Annotated in this window: 22 protein-coding genes; 10 read left to right on the top strand and 12 right to left on the bottom strand. The window is 66.3% G+C overall.

Features of this window, described 5'->3' with window-relative positions; genetic code table 11:
• Window positions 1–609: 609 nt before the first annotated feature.
• Both JIP62_RS13335 and JIP62_RS13330 read right to left on the bottom strand, forming a co-directional pair.
• Window positions 610–1,038 (bottom strand): CBS domain-containing protein, encoded by a 429-nt coding sequence (locus tag JIP62_RS13335; protein ID WP_201102638.1) that lies wholly within the window; start codon window positions 1,036–1,038, stop codon window positions 610–612.
• Between the two features lie 50 nt (window positions 1,039–1,088).
• Complete coding sequence (locus JIP62_RS13330; RefSeq protein ID WP_201102637.1) at window positions 1,089–1,772, bottom strand: rhomboid family intramembrane serine protease; 684 nt, start codon at window positions 1,770–1,772, stop codon at window positions 1,089–1,091.
• 117 nt (window positions 1,773–1,889) lie between these two features.
• Here JIP62_RS13330 and hfaA point away from each other — a divergent pair, with 117 nt between their 5' ends.
• The 4 genes from hfaA to JIP62_RS13310 all read left to right on the top strand — a co-directional run bounded on the left by hfaA (window position 1,890) and on the right by JIP62_RS13310 (window position 7,565).
• Window positions 1,890–2,321: a holdfast anchoring protein HfaA gene (gene hfaA, locus JIP62_RS13325; RefSeq protein WP_201102636.1), complete on the top strand. Its 432-nt coding sequence runs from the start codon at window positions 1,890–1,892 to the stop codon at window positions 2,319–2,321.
• Window positions 2,318–3,340: a holdfast anchoring protein HfaB gene (gene hfaB / locus JIP62_RS13320; RefSeq protein WP_201102635.1), complete on the top strand. Its 1,023-nt coding sequence runs from the start codon at window positions 2,318–2,320 to the stop codon at window positions 3,338–3,340. The genes hfaA and hfaB overlap by 4 nt, the downstream gene beginning before the upstream one ends.
• Window positions 3,267–4,526 (top strand): holdfast anchor protein HfaD, encoded by a 1,260-nt coding sequence (gene hfaD, locus JIP62_RS13315; RefSeq protein ID WP_201102634.1) that lies wholly within the window; start codon window positions 3,267–3,269, stop codon window positions 4,524–4,526. The genes hfaB and hfaD overlap by 74 nt, the downstream gene beginning before the upstream one ends.
• Before the next feature lie 135 nt (window positions 4,527–4,661).
• Window positions 4,662–7,565, top strand: a complete 2,904-nt coding sequence (locus tag JIP62_RS13310; protein ID WP_201102633.1) for a M16 family metallopeptidase — start codon at window positions 4,662–4,664, stop codon at window positions 7,563–7,565.
• 126 nt (window positions 7,566–7,691) lie between these two features.
• Here the strand turns inward: JIP62_RS13310 and JIP62_RS13305 are convergent, their stop codons facing one another.
• Complete coding sequence (locus JIP62_RS13305) at window positions 7,692–8,573, bottom strand: hypothetical protein (protein ID WP_230974765.1); 882 nt, start codon at window positions 8,571–8,573, stop codon at window positions 7,692–7,694.
• Between the two features lie 169 nt (window positions 8,574–8,742).
• On the opposite strand from JIP62_RS13305, the gene JIP62_RS13300 reads away from it, so the two are divergent.
• Window positions 8,743–9,288, top strand: coding sequence for a PAS domain-containing protein (locus JIP62_RS13300; RefSeq protein ID WP_201102632.1), 546 nt, complete (start codon window positions 8,743–8,745; stop codon window positions 9,286–9,288).
• 15 nt (window positions 9,289–9,303) lie between these two features.
• On the opposite strand, the gene JIP62_RS13295 is transcribed toward JIP62_RS13300, so the two are convergent.
• Complete coding sequence (locus JIP62_RS13295; protein ID WP_201102631.1) at window positions 9,304–9,831, bottom strand: gamma carbonic anhydrase family protein; 528 nt, start codon at window positions 9,829–9,831, stop codon at window positions 9,304–9,306.
• Between the two features lie 289 nt (window positions 9,832–10,120).
• Here JIP62_RS13295 and JIP62_RS13290 point away from each other — a divergent pair, with 289 nt between their 5' ends.
• The gene (locus tag JIP62_RS13290; RefSeq protein WP_201104779.1) at window positions 10,121–10,912 is read left to right on the top strand and encodes a PhoH family protein; all 792 of its coding nucleotides are present in this window, start codon (window positions 10,121–10,123) and stop codon (window positions 10,910–10,912) included.
• 51 nt (window positions 10,913–10,963) lie between these two features.
• On the opposite strand, the gene JIP62_RS13285 is transcribed toward JIP62_RS13290, so the two are convergent.
• From JIP62_RS13285 to JIP62_RS13255, 7 genes are all read right to left on the bottom strand, one after another.
• On the bottom strand, window positions 10,964–12,220 hold the full coding sequence (locus tag JIP62_RS13285; RefSeq protein WP_201102630.1) for a cation:proton antiporter domain-containing protein: 1,257 nt from the start codon (window positions 12,218–12,220) through the stop codon (window positions 10,964–10,966).
• Between the two features lie 136 nt (window positions 12,221–12,356).
• The gene (dxs, locus tag JIP62_RS13280; protein ID WP_201102629.1) at window positions 12,357–14,270 is read right to left on the bottom strand and encodes a 1-deoxy-D-xylulose-5-phosphate synthase; all 1,914 of its coding nucleotides are present in this window, start codon (window positions 14,268–14,270) and stop codon (window positions 12,357–12,359) included.
• Between the two features lie 94 nt (window positions 14,271–14,364).
• Window positions 14,365–15,237, bottom strand: a complete 873-nt coding sequence (locus JIP62_RS13275) for a polyprenyl synthetase family protein (RefSeq protein ID WP_201104778.1) — start codon at window positions 15,235–15,237, stop codon at window positions 14,365–14,367.
• Between the two features lie 35 nt (window positions 15,238–15,272).
• Window positions 15,273–15,620 carry a tRNA-binding protein gene (locus tag JIP62_RS13270; protein WP_201102628.1) on the bottom strand — a complete coding sequence of 116 codons (348 nt, stop codon included), beginning with the start codon at window positions 15,618–15,620 and terminating at the stop codon, window positions 15,273–15,275.
• Window positions 15,620–15,877: an exodeoxyribonuclease VII small subunit gene (locus JIP62_RS13265; RefSeq protein WP_201102627.1), complete on the bottom strand. Its 258-nt coding sequence runs from the start codon at window positions 15,875–15,877 to the stop codon at window positions 15,620–15,622. The genes JIP62_RS13270 and JIP62_RS13265 overlap by 1 nt, the downstream gene beginning before the upstream one ends.
• A 72-nt stretch (window positions 15,878–15,949) precedes the next feature.
• Window positions 15,950–16,609: a histidine phosphatase family protein gene (locus tag JIP62_RS13260; RefSeq protein WP_201102626.1), complete on the bottom strand. Its 660-nt coding sequence runs from the start codon at window positions 16,607–16,609 to the stop codon at window positions 15,950–15,952.
• A 46-nt stretch (window positions 16,610–16,655) separates the two neighbouring features.
• Window positions 16,656–17,576 (bottom strand): histone deacetylase family protein, encoded by a 921-nt coding sequence (locus JIP62_RS13255; protein WP_201102625.1) that lies wholly within the window; start codon window positions 17,574–17,576, stop codon window positions 16,656–16,658.
• Window positions 17,577–17,656: 80 nt separating this feature from the next.
• Between JIP62_RS13255 and JIP62_RS13250 the strand changes: the two genes are divergently transcribed.
• The 4 genes from JIP62_RS13250 to JIP62_RS13235 all read left to right on the top strand — a co-directional run bounded on the left by JIP62_RS13250 (window position 17,657) and on the right by JIP62_RS13235 (window position 20,719).
• Window positions 17,657–18,196, top strand: a complete 540-nt coding sequence (locus JIP62_RS13250) for a GNAT family N-acetyltransferase (RefSeq protein WP_201102624.1) — start codon at window positions 17,657–17,659, stop codon at window positions 18,194–18,196.
• 36 nt (window positions 18,197–18,232) lie between these two features.
• Window positions 18,233–18,901: a hypothetical protein gene (locus JIP62_RS13245; protein ID WP_201102623.1), complete on the top strand. Its 669-nt coding sequence runs from the start codon at window positions 18,233–18,235 to the stop codon at window positions 18,899–18,901.
• Entirely contained in the window at window positions 18,901–20,079 is a 1,179-nt protein-coding gene (locus tag JIP62_RS13240; RefSeq protein ID WP_201102622.1) for a vWA domain-containing protein, read from the top strand. Before JIP62_RS13245 ends, JIP62_RS13240 begins: the two co-directional genes overlap by 1 nt.
• 91 nt (window positions 20,080–20,170) lie before the next feature.
• The gene (locus tag JIP62_RS13235) at window positions 20,171–20,719 is read left to right on the top strand and encodes a hypothetical protein (protein WP_201102621.1); all 549 of its coding nucleotides are present in this window, start codon (window positions 20,171–20,173) and stop codon (window positions 20,717–20,719) included.
• Between the two features lie 78 nt (window positions 20,720–20,797).
• Here the strand turns inward: JIP62_RS13235 and JIP62_RS13230 are convergent, their stop codons facing one another.
• Complete coding sequence (locus JIP62_RS13230; RefSeq protein WP_230974764.1) at window positions 20,798–22,300, bottom strand: hypothetical protein; 1,503 nt, start codon at window positions 22,298–22,300, stop codon at window positions 20,798–20,800.
• Window positions 22,301–22,310 lie beyond the last annotated feature (10 nt).

Genomic DNA, 22,310 nt, shown 5'->3' with positions numbered 1-22,310 from the left:
ATGGTTGTATCTTTTCAAAAAGACCGCAGTTGTCAGTGTCGACAAACAGTTCCAAAGAACCGTCGCTAGGACACCGCCGCCTGCGTTTCTCTTTCCAGATCAACGATTTCAAAGACCAGGTCCAGATCTCCCGGACCCCACTGTTTAGCGCCGGTGGCCGGCGGAGGCGGCGATGTAGTCGCCTCAGTGTCCCGCGTCAATCCGTTCTTTTCGAAAGAAGAACTTCTTTTTCGCAGCGCCCGCCAGAGAAACTCTCCGGCCAGCGGGAGCGGCGTTCCTAAAGAAGCCCCGCCCCACAGTCAACCAAAACGTCAAAGTTTTTTACCGCCAAGAAGTTCGAGAACTTTAAGGCAGCGCGGCGTCTTCGGGGAAGTCTTAGGCTTCCCGTTAGGGCCGTTTCGACGATTCGATCAGAGCGCGGATACTATGTGGAACCTTCCGTAAGCGCAAGAGGTTTTTACCCCCTTGCCGTTCCGAAGCGTCGAGGGCGTCTCTGCCTTCGGTCCCCGGCGGCCGGCCCGTTTCCGAGCGAGGCGGCGATATAGGCCGCGCCCTTTCGTGCAGCAAGCGGCCATTTCGCAAATCCGTCATTTTCTGACGGTTCGGCGTTCAGCCAGCAGCGATATACGTCCGCAGGCTCTCGGCTTCGTGGGTGGCTTCGGCGATCTGGCATTTCACCACATCCCCGATGGACACCACCCCGGTCAGGCGGCCGGCCTTCAGCACAGGCAGATGCCGGATGCGGCGGTCCGTCATCCGGGTCATCAGGACCGCGACCGTCTCGGCGGGTTCGGCGAAGATGACGTCACGCGTCATATAGTCAGACACCGGTCGCTCCAGGCTGGCTTCCCCGTCCCTGGCGATGGCCCGCACCACGTCGCGCTCTGACAGCACCCCCACGACGCGTTCCTCATCGCAAACGATCAGGGCTCCCACGCGACGGCTTTCAAGCTCGGCGCAGGCCTGGGCGACCGTATTCTGGGGGGCGATCGAGAAGACCGCGCCTCCCTTATCCTTGAGGATTTCGGCAACAAGCATCGGGCGGCTCCTGGCTGTGTTTCCTGGGGCGGCCGCGGATGGACCGCTTCTTATCCCACAGGATCACTCAGGTCGGGCCCGGACGCAAACATGTCGCGCGTGAACGTCCGGCCCAGGGGCCCGATAACCAGTATGCCCGTGACGAAGCCAAAGGCATGGGCTTCCCATGCGATGGCGGCGCCCCCCGCCCCCGGCGCGAAGCCGATGAGGCCAAACGCGGCATTTACCATCATCCAGGCTGCCGCCATGGTCAGAACCTGGCGGTCGAACAGCGGCCGGACCCAGCCGCGCGTGCCGATCAACCGGGTCGAGGCTCCGATCAGGCCGAATACAGCCCCCGACGCGCCCACCATGCCGATGTCCTCGCCCCGATGGACCAGGCCAAATCCCAGCGCCGCCATCACCCCGCACAGCACATAGAGAAAGAAGAAGGCGGCCACGCCCCGACCGCCGCGCATCAGCCGGGCGACCGGTGCCGCAAAGGTCAGGGCTCCTAGCGCATTCATGGCCACGTGGGCCCATCCCTGATGCAGCAGCATGGCGGTGAACAGGCCGGTCCAGCGGCCGTCGTCCAGGTCCCGCGTATAGAAGGCTCCCTGACGCGCCAGTTCGGGCATCCGCTCCTGCAATAAATAGAGCGCCGGCATCGACAGAGCCAAGGCGACCGCGAGTGGCGGCGCATTCAGGATCGGCTGGCGGCCAGCCTGGCCGACTGGAGGGGGTGGCGACTGCATGGTGTTCAAATGCGCGCGCTCATCGGCGGCATCAAGCCGTTCTTAATAACCATGTCCCACCTTGGCACGCGGATTGCTTGCCGAACCGTGACCGTCAATCTGCGTGAGGACCGCCCGATGAGACTGAAACTGATCGCTGCGGCCGCCTTCTTTGCCGTCGTTCTGCCCGGGGCTGCGGCCCAGGCCCAGTCGAACGGCTCTGCGGGGGCGGGACAGCTGCAGGCCGGCTATGGTGGTTCGCGATACACCACCGCGCGTGCCCAGACCGGATCGACCCGCGACCAGAACGGCAATCGCCTCATTGTCGATGGCCTGATCCAGAGCGGAGCCAGCGCCTATTCCCGTTCTTCGGGCGGGGTCTCTTCCAGCTACAGCGGCGTGGGTGGATCGGGCGGCGGCACCGCGATCGGCGGCTCGACGGCCATCGGCAACAATCTGAACGTTGTGGTTCAGGGGAACCACAACACCGTCATCGTCAACTCCAATCAGGTCAACAACGGCAATGTCACCGCCGGAACGACCCTGAACGGGACCCCGAACCGGCCATGAGTACCCGTCTGCGCCTGGCGCGCCTGAAGATCGCCGGCCTGGCCTGCTCGGCCGCCGCCCTGCTCTCGGCCTGCGTGGCCCCGGTCGCGGGCGGCAATGGTCTTTACGCCTCGCCCATCGGCAATGCGCCGGTGACGGCCAACCCGACCCCCTATTCCACCGCCCTGTTCTGCCTTGCCGACTATGCGCGTCGCTACAACCTGCCCTCGCCGCGCATCGCAGTGGGCCGGATCAGCGACTACACAGGCACGGTCTCGGCCGATGGCGGCCGCCAGATCACCGGCGGTGCGTCCCTGATGGCCTATTCTGCCCTGGGCAAGGCCGGTGCACGCATCGTGGAGCGCTACGACACCTCGGTCTCCGAGCTTGAGCTGCGCTATGCCAACAACCGCCTGATCGGCGATGAGGGGCCGTCCGGAGGCCCCGAAGACGCCCAGTACCGCCGCATCATTGCGGGCCAGGTGCCGGGGTCGGACTTCTACATCGTCGGCGGCATCACCGAGGTGAACTACAACATCCGCTCGGGCGGCTTCGACATCGGCGCAGGCGAGGCCGACACCGACACCCCCTTGTCCGGTGTCTTCCAGGGGAAGGTCTATGTGATGAACGTCGCGATCGACCTGCGACTGGTCCAGACCACCACGCTCGAGGTCGTCGACATCGTTTCCTATCAGAAGCAGATCATCGGCCGCGAAGTCTCCGCTGGGGTCTTCGACTTCCTGAACGGCAATGTCTTCGACATCTCGGCCGGAGAAGGCGGGTTCGAACCGGTCCAGCTGGCTGTCCGATCGGTGATCGAGCGGGCCACGGTCGAGTTCATGGCCAACCTCTATGGCGCGCCCGGCCCCGAGATCTGCCTCGACACCCGCAACGAGCTGCTGCGCGATTCCACCACCGGCCCGACCGGCGGCTTCTATCCCGCCTATCCCAACACGGACACGAACAATGGACAGACCCGCGCGGATCCGTCTCGCTGGCATGATCGCCGCGACGGTGACGTGCGCCGCAGTCGCTACTGAGGCCTCGGCCCAGGACGGCTCCATCGTCCTGAACGAACAGTTGCAACTGGGCGACGTCATCGCCGGCCAGACCCTGAACGTCGAAGACGCCCAGGAACAGGTCACCGTCACCACCTATGCCCAGGGCACCCATGCCGCGGGCGCGGTTCAGAACGGGTCGGTCGCGGTCATTTCGACCCAGACCATGTCCGGCTCGGCCCGTGCCTCGACGGTCATGGATCTGGGGGGCGACACCCAGGGCATCGTCAACGCCACCACCCAGGCGGGCGGCAACTATCTGGCCGTCGGGGCCTATGACGCCGATCTCGACATCGAGGCGGTCCAGATCCTAAACGGCACCGAGGTCCGCGCCTCATCCGCCATCAACGGCGGCACGGCCCGGCTGCTGTCCGGCGGATCGGTTGGGGTGTCGGCCATCGGCAACACGACGGCTCTGGGCGGCAGCGGCTCGGTCGTGACCGGCTCGGTCGATCAATATGCCTCAGCGACGGTTCGGGCCTCGAACTATGCTGCGACCCAGTACATTCCCGCAGAGGCCGGCTTCACCAGTCAGGCCCTGGGCAATGCGGTGGCCGTCAACAGCGACGCCAACTCGGGCCAGAACCTGACGGTCGGTCAGATCACCACCTCGAACCTGATCGAGGCGGACACCAGCGCCAATGCCGGCAACGCCTGGAATCTGGCCGCCCGCGCCCATGCCGGTGCCAACCAGGCCGTCCTGGCTAACCAGGGCGGATCGATGGTCGTGACCACCGACCAGACCAACGGGGCCTATGTCCGCGCAGCCGCCGTGGCGACCGCCTATGATTACGGCTCGGCAACTGCCTATGCGCGCGGGGCGGGCAATGAGGTCTCGGCCGGAAACAACGACATCTATCTTGAGATCGACAACACCCAGTTCAACTCGGGCGGCGTCGATGTGTCGGCCAGTTTCGCAGGGACCAATGGCTATGACGCCTATGTCGGGGCCGATGCGGTGGGCAATTCCGTCACAGGCTATGCCTGTTCGGAATGCGCCGGCCAGATCAACGCCACCAACAATCAGGTCAATCAGGGCCACGTCACCGCCACGGCCCAGACCACCGTCGCCGGGTCTGGCCGGGCCGTCATCACCGGGGCCAATGCGGTGGGCAACAGCGCCAGCTTCTACGTCACCCGCCCGACCTGCGACACCGACTGTCACTGATTTAGCTTGAGCCCGGACGGCCCACACGTCACGGTCGTGGCGTGCTGGCGTTCGCTGTCGGCCGCCTTGTCATGACCAGTTGCAGCGTCCGGCCCGCCCTGGGGTGAGCGTCCGACGCGACCCGGAGTCTCCCCGATGCGTTCTGCCCGCCATCTGCTTCTTGTCGCCGCTTCGGGCGCGACCCTGATGTTCGCCGCTGCCCTGCCCGGACTGGCTATGGCCCAGGATGCGCCCGCCACTTCGACCCAGGTGGCGGCCGTCGCCCCCTCCGATCCCTGGCCCCAGGCGACCAGCGACGTGCCGGCCGACCCGGCGGTGCGTTTCGGCCAACTGCCGAACGGCCTGCGCTATGCGATCATGCATAATGCCACCCCGCCCGGTCAGGCGTCTCTGCGCGTGCGCATCGACGCCGGCTCGCTGATGGAGCGCGAGGATCAGCGCGGCCTGGCCCACTTCATGGAGCATATGGCCTTCAACGGCTCGACCAATGTGCCCGAAGGCGAGCTGACCCGTACCTTGGAGCGACTGGGACTGGCCTTTGGGGCCGACACCAATGCCTACACCTCGTTCGGCGAGACGGTCTATCAGCTGGACCTGCCCCGGACCGACGATGAGACTATCGACACCTCCCTGATGATCCTGCGCGACATGATGGGCGAGGCGACCCTGGCCGCCGACGCGATCGACCGCGAACGCGGCATCGTCCTGTCGGAGGAGCGCACCCGGGCCGGACCGGGCCTGCGGTCGCTGATGGCCCGTCTGGACTTCCTGATGCCGGGTCAGCTGGTGCCCGATCGCCTGCCGATCGGCGACACCTCGGTGCTGGCCAATGCCCCGCGCGAACGCTTCGTCGAATTCTATTCGGCCTACTACCGCCCCTCGCGCGCCACCGTGGTGGCGGTGGGCGACTTCGACGTCGATGCGATGGAGGCCAAGATCGTGGCCGAGTTCGGCGACTGGATTCCCGATGCACCCGATGGAGCCGAGCCGGATCTCGGCACGCCCCAAGCCCGCAGCCTGGAGGCCGGGGTCTATTCCGAGCCGGGCAGCCCCGCCTCGGTCCAGATCGCCTGGATTTCGCCGCCGGACCTTCGTCCCGACACCCTGGCCAAACAGCGCGAAGAGGCCGTCCGCTATCTGGGCATCGCCATCCTGAACCGGCGCCTGTCCACCCTGGCGCGCGGCGAGAACCCGCCCTTCGTCGGGGCCTCGGCCAGCCGGTCGACTGAATTCCGCTCTCAGGACACGGCCAGCATCTTTGCCAGCTTCCAGTCCGGCGGCTGGCAACCGGCCCTGAACGCCATCGATCAGGAACAGCGCCGCATCGTCCAGTTCGGCGTGTCCCAGGCCGAGCTGGATCGCGAAATCACCGAGTGGCGCACGGGCCTCGCCAATGGCGTCGCCGGCGCCGCCACCCGTCGCACGCCGGCTCTGGCCGGGGCTCTTGTCAGCGCGGTGGATGGCGACTCGGTCTTCACCTCGCCTCAGACCGACCTGCAGATCTTCGAGTCGATCGTCGGCGGCCTGACTCTGGACGAGGTCAATGCCGCCCTGAAGACCACCTTCACTGGTTCCGGCCCCGTCGTTTTCGTGACCACACCTGATCCCATCGATGGCGGCGAGGCGACCGTGCTGGCCGCCTTGGCCGCTTCCCAGGCCGTCGCCGTGACGGCCCCGGTCGCCGAGTCGGCCCAGACCTGGCCCTATACCGACTTCGGCACCCCCAGCGGCGTGGCCGAGACCTCTCGGGTCGAGGACCTGGACGTGACCTTCGTCACCTTCAACAACGGCGTGCGGCTGACGATCAAGCCGACCACCTTCCGCGACGATCAGGTCCTGGTCACCGTCTCGACGGCCGGGGGCTATCTGTCCCTGCCCACTGATCGGCTGACCCCGGTCTGGGCCGCCGGGTCCGCCGTATCCGAAGGCGGCGTATCGCGACTGACCGCCGACCAGCTGGAACAGGCCCTGACCGGCCGGACCTATGGCATCAGCTTCCAGGTCACCGAGGATACCTTTGCCTTCAACGGCGCGACCAAGCCTGAAGACTTCGGGCTGCAGATGCAGGTCCTGACCGCCTATCTGACCGATCCCGCCTGGCGGCCCGAGCCGTTCGAACGGATCCGTGGTCAGTTCCGCCAGGCCCTGCCCCAGCTGGACGCGGTTCCCGGCGGCGTCTTCGCCCGCGAAAGCGGCGGCCTGCTGCGTTCGGGCGATCCGCGCTGGACCTTCCCGACCCTGGCACAGCTGGGTGAAGCCAGCCTGGATGACCTGCGCCAGGCCATCACGGCCGGCGTCGCCACCGGCCCGATCGAAGTCGTCGTCGTCGGCGATGTGGACGTGAACCAGGTGATCGAACAGGTCGGCTCGACCCTGGGAGCCCTGCCCGCCCGCGCGGCCTCTGCTCCCGTCGCGGCCGACGCCCGCACCGTCCGCTTCCCCGCCGGCACGCCCCAGCCCGTGCAACTGACCCACGCCGGTCGCCCGGACCAGGCCCTGGGCTTCATTGCCTGGCCGACCGTCGACAACTTCTCTGATCCAAAGGAGGCCCGCCTGGTCCGTCTGCTGGGCGATATCCTGCGGCTGCGTCTGATCGACGAACTGCGCGAAGGCCAGGCTGTGACCTATTCGCCTTCGGTCTCTGCCAGCGCTTCGGGCGTCTTCACCGGTTATGGCTATCTGTCTGCCGCGATCGAGGCCCCGCCAGAAAAGATGGCCGGCTTCTTTGCTGATGCTGACCGGATCGCCGCCGCCCTGGCCACCGGTCCGATCACCGCCGATGAACTGGACCGCGCGCGCAACCCCCGTGTGGAATCGCTGCGCCGCAGCCAGGCGACCAATGAGTTCTGGCTGTCCGAGCTTCAGGACGCCCAGACCGATCCGGCGCGCCTGCCGACCCTGCGCACCGTGATCTCGGACGTGGAGACCGCCACGGTCGAGGACGTTCAGGCTGTCGCCGCCCGGTACCTCAGCCCCGATCGCGCCTATCGCGTCCAGGTCGTGCCGACGGCTACCGCTGCCGCTGCGCCCGCTGAATAACAAGAAGGCCCCGGTCGCATCAGCGGCCGGGGCCAGTTTGCTCACTCAGGATCGTCGATGGAGTCGACGATCCGATCTTGTCTCGATCCAGCTGACCCCAGGCTGAACGCCACCGGGGTCGTGGGTTCAGAACACGCGGCCGCCGACGCCGCCGTCCAGGGTGATGCTGGCCCCGTGGACCGATCCCACCACCTCTTCGACCAGTTCCTCGCGATAGTCCGTATAGGTTTCCTCGCGATAGACGGTCAGGATCTTCACCCCGGCTCCATAGCGGCGCAGCAGCGAGCGCTCGTTGCACTCACGTTCCTGACGCTGGGTCCGGCATTCGACGAAGCCTTCGCGCCCGCCATGCCACAGGGCCTCGCCCTTGCGGCAGGTCAGGGTCTCGCCATGCTCGAAGCTGATGCGCCCGTCATAGTCGGCAATCGTCACCTGGAGCGAGGTGCCCGCGATGCAGCGGTACAGTTCGCCCTCATAGTCCTCATAGACGTCGCGGTCCGGACGGACCTGAGAGGCGGGGTGCGGCACGCCGCGATCGTCGATGCAGAAGGCCTGAATGACCACGCGCTTGGACACCCGGCGCGTCGCTGTATAGGCCGTGCGGCCCATACGCTGCACCACATGGCCGTCGACGTTCAGGCCGTTGATCGTGGTCGGATAGGGCTGCTCGACATTGATATAGGCCCCGCCCCCGCCGGCGACGATGACGGTCGAGCCGCCGCGTGCCGAGGCCCGCGCCGAGGCATTGGCATTGGCGTTCGAGTTGGCGTTCACATTGACGTTGACGTTGATGTTGCCGCCTCCGCCACAGCAGGGCGGCGGCGGGGGCTGGGTGCAGCAAGGCGGCGGAGGGGGCGGCGGCGGCGGCGGCGGCGGCGGCGGATTGCAGCACGGCGGCGGCGGCGGATTGCATCCTGAGCTGCATTGCGCTGCGGCCTTGTCGGCAAAGGCAGTCAGCGCCACGAAACCGGCGGCGGCCGTCAGCCACGTCATCATCCGAACCCGCATGGCGAGGCTCCCAATCTAGGTCGTTACGCGCCGGTCTGAGCAAGAAACGGGCCGGTCCAGCCTCCCACAGAACCCCAAAGGCGTTGCGATTCCGTTTCGACATCGCGGGCGATGCCCCGCAGCCGTTCGCGGTCGGAGTTTTGCGGCGCATCAGGCCGGTAGGACCACGATGTTTCATTCCGACACAGAAGACCTGATCAAACTTTGGACGTCCCTGCGCAGCGGGCCGGAGTCGCGTGCCGGACTCCCTTCGCGGGCCTCGCTGCACCCCGAAGCTCTGGGGCCGCGGTTGACGAGGGTCTTTCTGGCGGACCGAAGCCAGGATGAGGCCGACGCACGCCTGCGGCTGGCCGGAGACTGGCTCGAGGCCTTCCATCACCGGCCGCTTACGGGCGTTGCCCTCTCGTCGCTCTGGCGGGCCCGATCTCACACGATGGTTGCCGCCGCCATGCGCCAGGCCGTCCGCGAGGCCCGTCCTGTCGTGATCGTGGCCGCCGCCGGTGCAGCCAACGCCCCGATCGAGGTCACACTGGTGCCCTTCCAGGGCGGGGGACAGCGGCGCGAGCTGATGCTGGGACTGTATGCGCCGATGGCGACCCTGACGCTGCCCACGGGGGTCGCCCATCAGCTCGCAGCGCGCGTATTCACAGCCGTCGGCGAGGCCGGCCGGCCCCGCCTGGCCCTGGCCTCTCTGGACGGTCGCCGCATTGCCTAGCTTTGGCGCTGGTCCTCAGTCAGGACGCAGGTCCCGGACGTAGCGTTTCCAGTTCTGCACATAATGTTCGGCCGACGCCTCCAGGGCGGCGATCTGCCCCGGCTCCAGCGCCCGCACCACCCGCCCCGGCTGGCCGACCACCAGGGACCCGTCGGGGATCACCTTGCCCTCGGGGATCAGGGCCCCTGCCCCAATGATGCAGTCGCGGCCGATGACGGCCCGCCCCAGAACGACGGCGCCGATGCCGATCAGGCTGTTGTCCCCGACCGTGCAGCCATGCAGCATCGCCAGATGGCCGACCGTCACGCCTCGGCCGAGCGTCAGAGGCTCCCCGGCGTCCGTGTGCAGCACACTCCCGTCCTGAACATTGCTGTTCTCGCCGATGGTGATCGGGTCATTGTCACCGCGCAGCACCGCCCCAAACCAGACGCTGGCACCCTGCTTGAGAATCACGTCTCCTAGTACAGTTGCATTCGGCGCTATCCAGTATTCGCCTTCTGGCGGAAGCTGCGGTTTCTTGCCGCCCAATGCATAGACATTCATCCGTACACAGCCTTATCTAGGGAAAATGAAGGCTTTAAGCCTTCGTAAACCGCGCTAGCATCACATTGTAGATGTGATTCGACCCGGTATTCAGGGTTCGGATTCGAAGCCGGATCAAGCCCGGTCCGGTCAGTATAAGGGGAACGCGCGTGGCGTGTTCGGTTCGGCGGCCTGGTTCGCTGATTTTCGGTCCTTCCACCGATCCGGGCGGCTCTGTCGCATTCTCTGCCCTTCTCCTCCCCACCAACGTCCAAGGCGGCACCCTGTCGGGTCCGCCTTTTTTCATGCCCTGGAGGCGTCCATGACCAAACGTGCGGCACTGAAGCGTCAAACCCGTGAACTCGGTCGCGAGCCGGGGGTCTTCGATTCCCAGGAGTTCGCGCACGAAGCCAAGGTGCGTCGTCTTCCGACGCACACCGGATGGTCGCCGGCTCCCACCAATGACGCCCGCGACCAGGCCTATATGAAGACGCTCAAGCCCAAGTCGGACGGTCAGGCTGAACTGCTGAGTGCCATCGACCATCACAATCTGGTCCTGGCCCTTGGCCCGGCAGGAACGGGCAAGACCTATCTGGCCGTGGCAAAGGCTGTCGAAGCGTTGGAAGCAGGCCGGATCGGCCGGATCGTTCTGTCTCGTCCGGCGGTCGAGGCCGGCGAGTCGATCGGGTTTCTGCCTGGCGACATGGAGGACAAGCTGGCCCCCTATCTGCGCCCCCTCTACGACGCCCTGTCCGATCGTCTCAGCATGAAGCGGGTCAAGGCCCTGATGGCCGAGGGCCTGATCGAGATCGCGCCGGTCGGCTATATGCGCGGCCGAACGCTGAACAACGCCTTCATCGTCGTCGACGAGGCGCAGAACTGCACCTATGTGCAGCTGAAGATGCTGCTGACCCGCCTGGGCTGGCATTCGACCATGGTCGTCACCGGCGATCCGCAGCAGTCCGACCTGCTGCCCGGCATCTCGGGCCTGTCCGATGTGGCCGAGCGCCTGGCCCCCGTCCCCGATATCGCCGTCGTCCGCCTGGCCGAACGCGACATCGTCCGCCACCCGCTGGTCGCCAGCATGATCGGGGTCCTGTAGCGATCGCAGAGCGCCTGTCCCCGCAGAGCCGAGGCGGGGACAGGCCGGTCTTTACCCTGTCGCCGGATTGACGGCGGCCGCCTCTTCCTTGGCCAGGGCGATGCCCTCCTCCGAGCCCTTGGCCGGTGGCTTGGGCCGCGCGCCCAATCGATCGACCAGAGCGAAGACGAAGGGGTTCAACGAGATGGACAGCAGGGCCGCCGCCAGGATCAGGTCGTGAGTCTGCCGGCTCAATGCGCCCAGCGACATGCTCAGCGCCGCAAGGATGAAGCTGAACTCGCCGATCTGGGCCAGGCTGGCCGCCACGGTCAGGCCCGTCGCCCGATCCAGCTTGAACCGATGGGTGATCACCAGCGCCGCCAGCGCCTTGCCGACGATGACGATCCCCAGCACACCAAACACAGCCAGCGGCTCGCGCAGCAGGATCGACGGGTCGAACAGCATCCCCACCGACACGAAGAAGAGGACCGCGAAGGCGTCCCTTAGCGGCAGCGACCGCTCCGCTGCATTATGACCAAGAGGCGAAGAATTCAGCACAAGGCCGGCCAGGAAGGCCCCAAGCGCAAACGAGTGGAACATCGCATAGGCCACCCAGGCGATCCCCAGGGCGATCGCCAGGACCCCCAGGGTAAACAGTTCCCGCGAGCGGGTATGGGCGATGCGTACCAGTACCCACGGCAAGACTTTGGGGCCAACGACCAGCATGGCACCGACGAAGACGGCCACCTTGGCCAGCGTCCAGCCGATGGACGCCGCCAGTTCACCCCCGCTGAGCGTCTCGCCCGGCTGCACGATCAGTAGCGGCAGCATGACCAGGGCGATGACGATGACCAGGTCCTCGACGATCAGCCAGCCGACAGCGATGCGGCCGATCTCGCCTTTGACCTGTTTGCGTTCCTCCAGCGCCCGCAGCAGCACAACGGTCGAAGCGACGGACAGGGCGAACCCCGTCAGGACGGCTTCCACATTGCCGAACCCGAGCAGCCGACCCAATCCCCAGCCCAGGAAGGTGGCGGCCGCAATCTGAAACAGGGCCCCCGGTATGGCGACCTTGCGGACCTTCATCAGATCGTCCGGCGAAAAATGCAGCCCGACGCCGAACATCAGCAGAATGACCCCGATCTCCGCCAGCTGCGGAGCCAGGGTCGTGTCGGCCACGAAGCCACCCGTATAGGGTCCCACCACGATGCCGGCGACCAGATATCCGACCAGCGGCGACAGCTTCAGCCGGTTGGCGATCATACCGAACACGAACGCCAGCACGAAGCCTCCGACAAGGGTGAGGATCAAGCTGTCGGCGTGCGGCATCGGCGCTCCTTGCGTAGGGCTGGTGTTCCTTGGGCGGTGAGAGCCCCATATCTGGGGTCAAGACGATGCCACGGCAAGGCTTTGCGCAAAAATCAGTCCTCGCTCGCCCAGCAGACGGCGATGGATTGAAGCCGGCCTAAGCCCGCACCGCTCCGCGCGCGGCACCGATGCCCAGCGCCGTCAGGGCCGTCGCGGCGATATGATCTGCGTTCAGCCCGGCGGCGGCATACATGGCCTCCGGCTTGTCATGGTCCTGGAAGACGTCGGGCAGATGCAGGGTCCTGACTTTCAATCCCGCGTCCAATGCGCCCTTTTCCGCCAGAAGCTGGAGGACGAAAGCGCCAAATCCGCCCATGGCCCCCTCTTCCACGGTGATCAGGCATTCGTGCTCGCGCGCGAGACGCAAAATCATCTCGGCGTCCAGCGGCTTGGCAAAACGTGCATCGGCCACCGTGGCCGACACGCCGCGCGCGCTCAGCAGATCGGCAGCCTTCAGGGATTCCTGGAGCCGCGTACCGAGGCTCAGGATCGCCACCGATGTGCCTTCGCGAACGATGCGACCGCGGCCGATTTCCAGGGGGGCAGCCCGTTCGGGAATCTCCACGCCCACACCGTCGCCGCGCGGATAGCGGAAGGCGCTGGGCCGGTCGTCGATCTCGCAGGCCGTGGCGATCATGGCGGCCAGTTCGGCCTCGTCGGCAGCGGCCATCAGGACCATGCCCGGCAGCGTGCCCATGAAGCCGATGTCGAACGATCCGGCGTGCGTCGCGCCATCCGCCCCGACCAGCCCGGCCCGGTCCATGGCAAATCGGACGGGCAGGCCCTGGATCGCCACGTCGTGCACGACCTGGTCATAGCCCCGCTGCAGGAAGGTGGAATAGATGGCGCAGAACGGCTTCATACCATCCGCCGCCAGACCCGCCGCGAAGGTCACTGCGTGTTGCTCAGCGATGCCCACATCGTAGGTCCGCTCCGGAAAGGCCTGCCCGAACAGGTCCAGACCCGTCCCGCCCGGCATGGCTGCGGTAATGGCCACGATCGACGGATCATGCTGGGCCCGCTTGATCAGCTCGGTGCCAAACACCTTGGTATAGCTGGGGGCATTTGAAATGGCCTTGGCCTGCTTGCCCGAGACCACGTCGAACTTGACGACGCCATGATATTTGTCGGCGCTGTTTTCTGCGGGCGCATAGCCCTTGCCCTTCTGGGTCACGACATGGACCAGCACGGGCCGATCGGTGATCGCCGCCGCATTCTTCAGGACCGGAACCAGAGCCTCCATGTCATGGCCGTCGATCGGCCCGACATAATAGAATCCCAGCTCCTCGAAGAAGGTGCCGCCCGTTACCATGCCCCGGGCGTACTCCTCGGCCTTCTTGGCAGCATCCCGGAACGGGCGCGGCAGGTGCTGCGCCATCGAACGGCCCAGGCGGCGGAAGCTGCGATAGGTGCCACCCGACACCAGCTTGGCCAGATAGGCGCTCATTCCGCCCACCGGCGGGGCGATCGACATGTCGTTGTCGTTCAGCACGACCGTCAGCTGGCCACTCGTCGCCTCGACGGCGTTGTTCATCGCCTCATAGGCCATGCCCGCCGACATGGAGCCGTCGCCGATCACGGCCACGACCCGGTTGCTGCCGCCCTTCTGATCGCGCGCGGCGGCAAACCCCAGCGCCGCACTGATAGACGTAGAGGCATGGGCTGCGCCGAACGGATCGTATTCGCTCTCGCTGCGCTTGGTGAAGCCGGACAGGCCGCCGCCTTGGCGCAGAGTCCGGATGCGGTCGCGCCGTCCGGTCAGGATCTTGTGCGGATAGCACTGATGGCCGACGTCCCAGATCAGGATGTCATCCGGCGTCTCGAACACATGATGCAGCGCAACGGTCAGCTCGACCACGCCCAGGGCCGACCCCAGATGCCCACCCGTCACCGATACGGCGTCGATGGTCTCGGCGCGGACTTCATCGGCCAGCTGACGCAACTGCCCGGCGTCGAAACCCCGCGTGTCGGCGGGAAAGGTGACAGTGTCCAAGAGCGGCGTATCGGGCATGAGAACTCTAAGTCGCTAAAAGCAGTCTTCGATCCCTCTTACTCTGTCATTCAGCGCTGACGAAGGGAGGGTTTCCGTGGCGAACGCGGACGGGCTAACTGCGCCGCCTTAGCACGAAGTCGACGCTGGCCTTGAGGATTTCCGCCTGGGCGCCGAAGGGGGTCAGGTGATTGCGGGCCTGATCGGCCAGGTGGGCGACCCTCTGCCGCGCGGCATCGACACCCAGCAGGGTGACGAAGTTCGTCTTGCCCCGCGCGGCGTCCTTGCCCCCTGCGGCCTTGCCCAGGATGTCCTCGTCACCTTCGACGTCCAGCAGGTCGTCGACGATCTGATAGGCAAGGCCGATATCATGCGAGAAGCTCAGCAAGGCCTGTCGCTGGGCCTCGCCGGCCCCGGCGATAATCAGGGGAATCTCGAAGGCATAGTTGAACAACGCGCCCGTCTTCAGCCGCTGCATCCGCGCCACTCCGCCCAGGTCGTCGCGCACGCCCAGCAGGTCGATCATCTGACCGCCCGCCATGCCTCGCGCACCCGAGGCGAAAGACAGTCTGCGCGCCAGCTCGCAGCGCACGCCGGCATCTTCATGCGTATCTTCGTGCAGCAGGATGTCGAAGGCCGCCGTCTGCAGGGCATCGCCCGCCAGAACGGCCGTCGCCTCGTCATAGGCCCGGTGAAGCGTGGGCCGCCCCCGCCGCATGTCGTCATCGTCCATGCAGGGCAGGTCGTCATGGACCAGCGAATAGGCGTGGACGCATTCCAGGGCGCAAGCGGCCCGCAGCACCGAGCGTTCCTCGATATTGAACAGCTCGGCCGCTTCCAGTGCAAAGAAGGGGCGCAGCCGCTTGCCCGGTCCCAAGGCGGCATACCGCATGGCCTCGGTCAGCCGCGCCTCCGGCCCCTCGGCGCGGGGCAGAAGCTCGTCCAGGGCAACCGTGACCAGATCGGCGACCTCGGCCACCCGGTCGATGACCGTCTGTTCGTCGGAGTTGGCGGCGATCGGTCTCAGAACAGCCTCCCACCCAGGGGGACATCCCTGTCAACGCCGACCAGCACCACCGCTCCGTCCGCATCGGGGAAGCCCAGGGTCAGAACCTCGGACATGAACGGACCGATCTGGCGCGGTGGGAAATTCACCACCGCTGCCACCCTGCGGCCCACCAGCTGCTCGGGCGTGTAGTAAACGGTGATCTGGGCCGAAGAACGCCTGGTGCCGATGTCCGGCCCAAAATCGATGGTCAGCTTGTAGGCTGGCTTGCGCGCCTCCGGAAAAGGCTCGCAGCGGACCACCTGGCCGATGCGCACATCGACCTTCATGAAATCATCGAAACTGATCGGTGCCGGTTTGGACATCACCCGAACTCGGCCGGCGCGATGCCCTTGGCCTGGCCGTCTGCACCGACCACGATCTTGTCGACCCGGAGCTGGGCCGCCTTCAGCCGCGCCTCGCAATGGGCCTTGAGACGAGCGCCTTGCTCATAAAGGGCGATCGATTCCTCAAGCGGAGCCTGTCCGGATTCCAGCCGGGCGACGATCGATTCCAGCCGCGCCAGGGCATCTTCGAAGCTGAGGTCGGAGGGGACAGCGGGTGTTTCGGCAGCGTCGGTCATGAGGCCGGTTCTGACACCAAGGGACCAGCAGGCCAAGCCCGCAATCGCCCGTGAAGCGCGGCATTTAGGGCGTCAGCGCTTCTCGAACCGACGCTGGGACCAATAGCGGAAGCCCTGATCGTGAACCAGCCGCCAGCCGTCAGCCTTCAGCCGGCGTCCGACCATGTGGTTGAAATAGCCGTGCGCGAGAACCAGCACATCCTGACCGCCCATCGCCCGCGAGATGAGGATCTGGGCGGCCTGTTCGGCCCGCTGCTCCGCCTGCCGGCGGGTCTCCTGGCCGTCGTGGTGGTCAAAGGCGTGCCACCAGAACCGAGACACGACTCCCCAGTATTTGGGCGGCAGCTTGAACCACGAAGGAAAATGCGGCGGCGGCAGCGGGGCCTCGATGAAAAGGGCATCGCCTATGACCTCACGCCCCCCGGCGGCGGCGGCGGCGGTTTCCTGGGCGCGCGGACGGGTCGAGGAATAGATCACCCCCGCCCCTTGGGCGGCGGCCAGCAGCTCGGGCGGCGGCGTCTGACCGGCCCGCAGGCCACCGATCTCATAGCGCGCCCACCAATCGCGGTACTGGTCAGATGAGAGCATGCATTTGCGCGACAGGGCCGGTTCCCCGTGCCGCGTCAGGATGATGGCCCCAGGCCGGACGGCGGTCACGGCACGCGTCGGAGTCGGTCCCGTGTGCGGCACCTCGCTCTGGTCGGTCGATTCGATAAAGGCGGGTGCGGTCATGGTTACCGGAACGGGCCGAAAGCGCGATTGCGCCGACACGCGTTCCTCAGTCCTCCCCCAGCGCCCGAAGATGTGCGACCGCCGAACGGCCCAGTCCTTCAAGGTCGTAACCGCCCTCGAGCGAAGCCGCAACCTTGCCCGCGCATGTCGCTCGCGCGACCTCGACCACAGCCCGTGTCGCCCAGGCGAAATCCTCGGCCTCCAGGGACTGATGGGCCAGCGGATCGCGGCGGTGCGCGTCGAATCCGGCAGAGATCAGGATCAGGTCCGGCCGAAAGGCCTCCAGCGCCGCCATCAAGCCGCCGGCAAAACTGGCCCGCCATGATTCGCGCGCCGCATGGGGCGGCACCGGCGCGTTCACGACGTTGCCGACCCCCGTCTCCGAGGCCGCGCCACTGCCGGGATACAGGGGCATCTGATGGATCGACCCCAGGAACAGGCTGTCGTCATCCTGGAAGGCGGCCTGGGTGCCATTGCCATGATGGACGTCGAAGTCGATCACCGCGACCCGCGCCATCCCCAGGCTCTGCGCCACCCGCGCCGCGACCGCGACATTGGAAAACAGGCAGAAACCCATCGCCTCGCCCGGCTCCGCGTGGTGGCCCGGCGGGCGGACGGCGGCGAACGCCCTGTCCGTCTCACCGCGCGCAATCGCACGGACCGCATCGACGATGGCCCCAGCCGCCAGCCGCGCCGCCCGCACACTTCCGGGCGACAGGACCGTGTCGCCGTCCAGCGCCCTCAACCCCTCAGCGGGGGAAGCGGCCAGCAGGCGTGCGACGTGATCAGCCGGGTGCACCCGCTCCAGGTCGGCCACCGAGACCTCAGAGGCCTCACGCCGGTCCAGTCTCAGGTCCGAATCATCAATGGCCTCGATCACCGCCCTCAGGCGTTCGGGCCGCTCCGGATGACCGTCGCCCGGCCGGTGCGCGAGCATGTCGGAATGAGTAAACAAGGTTGCAGCCATTGAGGCAGGATAGAAGGGTGATCGGTGCCGGTCCATCGCCTCGACTCCCCCTGGCCCGTCCGGCCCTGTATGCCGTCCGCATGACCGACGCCGTGATCCGCTCCGCCCGCCCCGACGATGCCGCCGCTATGGGGGCCCTGGGCCGTCAGACCTTCATCGACACCTTCGTCACGGGGTTCGGCATTCCCTATCCGCCCCACGATCTGGCGGCCTTTCTCGATGCCAGCTTCAGCCCCGAAGCCACGGCGACAAAGCTGGCCGAGCCCGGCGCGGCCTGGTGGGTTGCAGAAAACGAGACCGGCCTGCTGGCCTTTGCCAATGCCGGGCCCAACACCCTGCCCCATCCCGACGCGCGGGCCGGTCATGCCGAACTGCGCCGCCTCTATGTTTCAGAAGCCGCCCAGGGCATGGGTCTGGGCAGCCGATTGCTGGCCCTGTCGCTGGAATGGATGGAGGCCAACACCGAGGGCCCCCTGTGGATCGGCGTCTGGAGCGGCAATCTGAAAGCCCAGAAGCTCTACGCCGCCCACGGATTCAGGAAGGCAGGCGAGTACCAGTACCCGGTTGGCGCTTGGCTGGACGACGAATTCATCCTGCGGCGGGATAGACGGCCTGCCTGAGGCATGGTGACGTCGGCTAAACATTCAGGAGCTCTCATGTTTTCGCGTCTTGCTTTCGTCGCTGCCCTGCTCACAGCGCCTATGGCGGCGGCGCAGACCCCGCCGCCCGCGACGGTCGCCCAGGTGGCCGAAGCCCGAAAACTGGCCGACGAGATCATCAGCGCAGGCCGGGCGGAAGCCTGGTTCGAAAACATCACCGACGGCGCTGTCCCGAAGGTCCGACACGCACCAAGTGGCATGACCTGCATGTTTGCGGGCAACAGACACGACCGGATCGCCGTTTTCCCGACCCAGAACGACGGCGTGCCGCAGGGGAGCGACGTCGGTTGCGTTTGGTACAGCGAGACGACCGCCACCCACTACACACTGTACGCCACACGCTATTCCTCACAGCCCTCAGCCGAGGCAGTGCTGGCTGAGTCCGCGCGCGCGATCATCGACCGCTACCCGGAAGCGCAACTGTACGAAGGCACTATCTCGATCGCCAGCATCGAGGGCGAGGTCGAACCCATTGCCGCAGCCTATGTGATCGACACGACCGCGGGCAGGCGACTGACACTCGCCATGGTCGCGCACAGGGGCGAGTGGTCCTTCAAGATCCGCGCGACCGGTCCGGTCGAAGACGCAACGAGCGTCAGCATGGTCACTGGGATGAGTCTGGTGGCTTCCTTGCTGGACCTCGTCGGCAAGCCGGCAACTAACTGATGCTCCTGCCCTTCTTCACCGCCCTGCGCGACGCCAAGGTTCCGGTGTCGATGAAGGAATGGCTCCATCTGATGGAGGCCATGGACAAGGACGTTGCCGGAGGGCGGGTCGAGGACTTCTACCATCTGTCCCGTGCCGTCCTGGTCAAGGACGAGAAACACTACGACCGGTTCGATCTGGTCTTCGCCAAGGTTTTCAAGGGCGTGGAAAGCGTCGGCGCGGGCGAGGACCTGACCACCGACATTCCCGAGGACTGGCTGAAGCTGCTCAACCAGAAATTCCTGACCGAGGAAGAAAAGGCTCAGATCGAGGCCATGGGCGGGTTCGAGGCCCTGATGGAAACGCTGAAGAAGCGGCTGGAAGAGCAGAAGGAACGTCACGAGGGCGGGTCGAAGTGGATCGGCACGGGTGGAACCAGCCCTTTCGGTCACGGCGGCTACAACCCCGAGGGTGTTCGCATCGGTGGCCCGGGCAAACAGGGCCGGGCGGTCAAGGTCTGGGAAAAGCGCGAATACCGGAACCTCGACGACGGCGTCGAACTGGGTACGCGCAACATCAAGGTGGCCCTGCGGCGTCTGCGCCGGTTCGCGCGCCAGGGCTCGCCCGACGAACTGGACATGGACGCCACCATCGACGGCACGGCCCGTCAGGGCTGGCTGGACATCCATATGCGCCCCGAGCGGCGCAACACCATCAAGGTGCTGCTGTTCCTGGATATCGGGGGTTCGATGGATGGCCATGTGAAGCTGTGCGAGGAGCTGTTCTCGGCCGCCCGCACAGAGTTCCGCCATCTGGAATTCTTCTACTTCCACAACTGTCTCTATGAGGGGGTCTGGAAGGACAACCGTCGCCGTCACACAGAAAAGACCCCGACCTGGGAAGTGCTGAACCGCTATGGCGGCGATTGGCGCGCGGTTTTTGTCGGCGACGCCACCATGTCTCCCTATGAGATCACCATGCCTGGCGGTTCGGTCGAGCACTGGAACGAGGAGGCCGGTGCCGTCTGGCTGCGCCGCGCCCGGCAGCAGTGGGACAAGTCCGCCTGGCTGAACCCGGTCGCCGAACGCTACTGGAGCTATTCGGCCTCGGTCGGCATGGTCCGTGAGTTGATGGACGAACAGATGTTCCCACTCACCCTTGATGGGCTCGACCGGGCCATGCGGTCACTGGCTCGCTGAGGCATGGGCCTGATCGTCAGACGCCGTCAGAAGCCAGGCCTGCCTTATTGAGCCAGGGTGCCAAGGTATCAGCGGGATTTTCGATATGGCCATGGGTGTGATTCTGATCGGCTTGTCGGCCTTCCTGGGTCAGGACCCTGGCCAGGACGGCCCGATGGTCACCGCGCCCGCGCCCGTCGCAGCGGGCAACCAGGCCCCGTCGCCTTCGCAGTCGCCTGGGGTGACGCGTATTGCCCCGCCCCTGGGCGACACACCTTCATCTCCGGCTCGCCCCGCTGTCCAGCCCGCCGAGGACGACGCCTTCGACCGCGCTTTTGCTGATTCACGGAGCCTGGCATCGGCCCCGTCAGCGGAACCAAGGCCCTTGCCGCCCGAGGCCCTGTCCGACCCCGTCGCCTATGCCGCCCAACAGTGCCGTCCCGGCATTCGGCCCTCCGGGGAAGAGATCGAAGCCTGCTTCACACGCATCGAGACGCAGATCCGCAATGCTCGCCGCGCCGAGGAGGCCGCCCGCGCGCCCCGCACGACCTGCCGCCAGCAGGTGGTTCGCGACCAGGACGGCCAGTCCGTTTCGACCGAAGCCTCTTGCACCATCAGCAGCGGTGACACTCCACCGGCGTCGATCCCGTTCGGCGACTAGCCGCCCCCACGAGATCCGCACGAAAAAGGCCCGGATGCTTTCGCATCCGGGCCCTCATTCCGTCTTTGCAATCCGGACCTAGCGGCGGTCGCGGCCACCAAACAGGCCCCGGCGTTCGGGCTGCCAGCGCTCGTCGCCGCGATAACGGTCGTCACGAATATATCGGCCGTCGCGATCATAGTAGCCGTAGCCGGACTGGAAATAGTCATATCCATCAAGGGTATAACCATCGTCGTAGTATTCCAGACCCAGCAGACCGTCCTCATCCGCCCAACGGTCGCGAGGATAGGAACCATAGACGCATTCCCAGCCCTGGCCCGGCGACCAGTAAGGCTCATAGCGCCCCCGCGAACGCTCGCGGAACCGCGCCCGGCACAGGCTGCGCGACCAGACCTTGTTGCCACGCGCTTCGATGTTGGAACGGTCCTCGCTGTAATAGACCTCGCGAACGCCCGAGAAGCTGTTGTTCACGATCACCGCACGGCCCGACGCGGCGGCCACACCGACGCTGGCAGCGCGGACCCGACTGTCGGCAAGCCGCAGTTCGCCATTGTAAAGGACCACGCCCTTTTCGGACTTGCAGATCCGGCTGCCGGTGATCGCCACCGAGGCACCCTCGATCGCCACGCCCTCGACATAGCCGCAGATGGCGGTGTTCTCGATCTCGACCCGGCCATAGTCGCGGCCCGAGCGGATGATCACACCGATCGAGCGCGGGCCGAAATTGTTCGGGGCCTCGACACCCAGCAGGGTGCTGGTCGAAATCGTTGCCGTCTGGCCTGCGCCCGGCGTCAGCTCCAGCCCGACCTGGGCGCCGCCGATCACCATCTCATAGGCCGTCAGGGTCGCCCCATCGGCCACGATGGCCGGGGCTACGGTCTGGGCCTCGATGACGACGTTCCGAATGTCCAGCAGACCTCCGTCGGCATAGACCGCCGCCTCGTCACCGACGTAGCGCATGCCCGCGCGGTTCAGGATAATCTCGGCCCCATAGCCGACGATACAGGCCGCATCCCCGGCGCGCGGCGCGGCGAACAGCATGTCGCGCACCTCGACCCGCACACCCTGGGCCACCGTCATGCACGGCAGGCCATCGGGGGCCTGAAGCGTCGGGGTAGGATGGCGGGCCCAGTCACGGGGGTCAAAGCCGCTCTCGCCGATGATGGTCATCGGCTTGTCGATGTTCAGCCAGCCGACGCAGGGGCCACCCCGCGCCCGGATGATCAGGGTGCCGCCCGGACGCACGCGGCGGACCGCATCCTCGACCGCTCCCGTACCCGGATTGCCTCCGCAGTCGATAAGAACGATCTCCTCGCCACCCGCGCGCGGCGGGACCGGGCGATAGTCAGGGCGATGGTCGTTGTAGCGCCAGCGACGGGCTGACCCTCGGCTGCGGCTGCCGCGCGTCGGCGGATCGATCAGCACACCGAAGTTCGGCCGGGTCTGGCTCTCGACACGGGCGGCGCTCTGGGCCTGAGCCGTATCGGGCAGCGACAGAACCACGCCCGACGCAGCGACCACCATGGCCGCGATCGCTGCCAGAGGCGTCTTCAAAAGAGAGGCGTTACGACGACTGTACATGACCTCACGC

This window comes from Brevundimonas vitisensis, assembly GCF_016656965.1.
GTDB classification, from domain to species: Bacteria; Pseudomonadota; Alphaproteobacteria; order Caulobacterales; family Caulobacteraceae; genus Brevundimonas; species Brevundimonas vitisensis.
The sequence above is the reverse complement of the archived record's forward strand: the minus strand, read 5'-3'. Positions and strand labels throughout refer to the sequence as shown.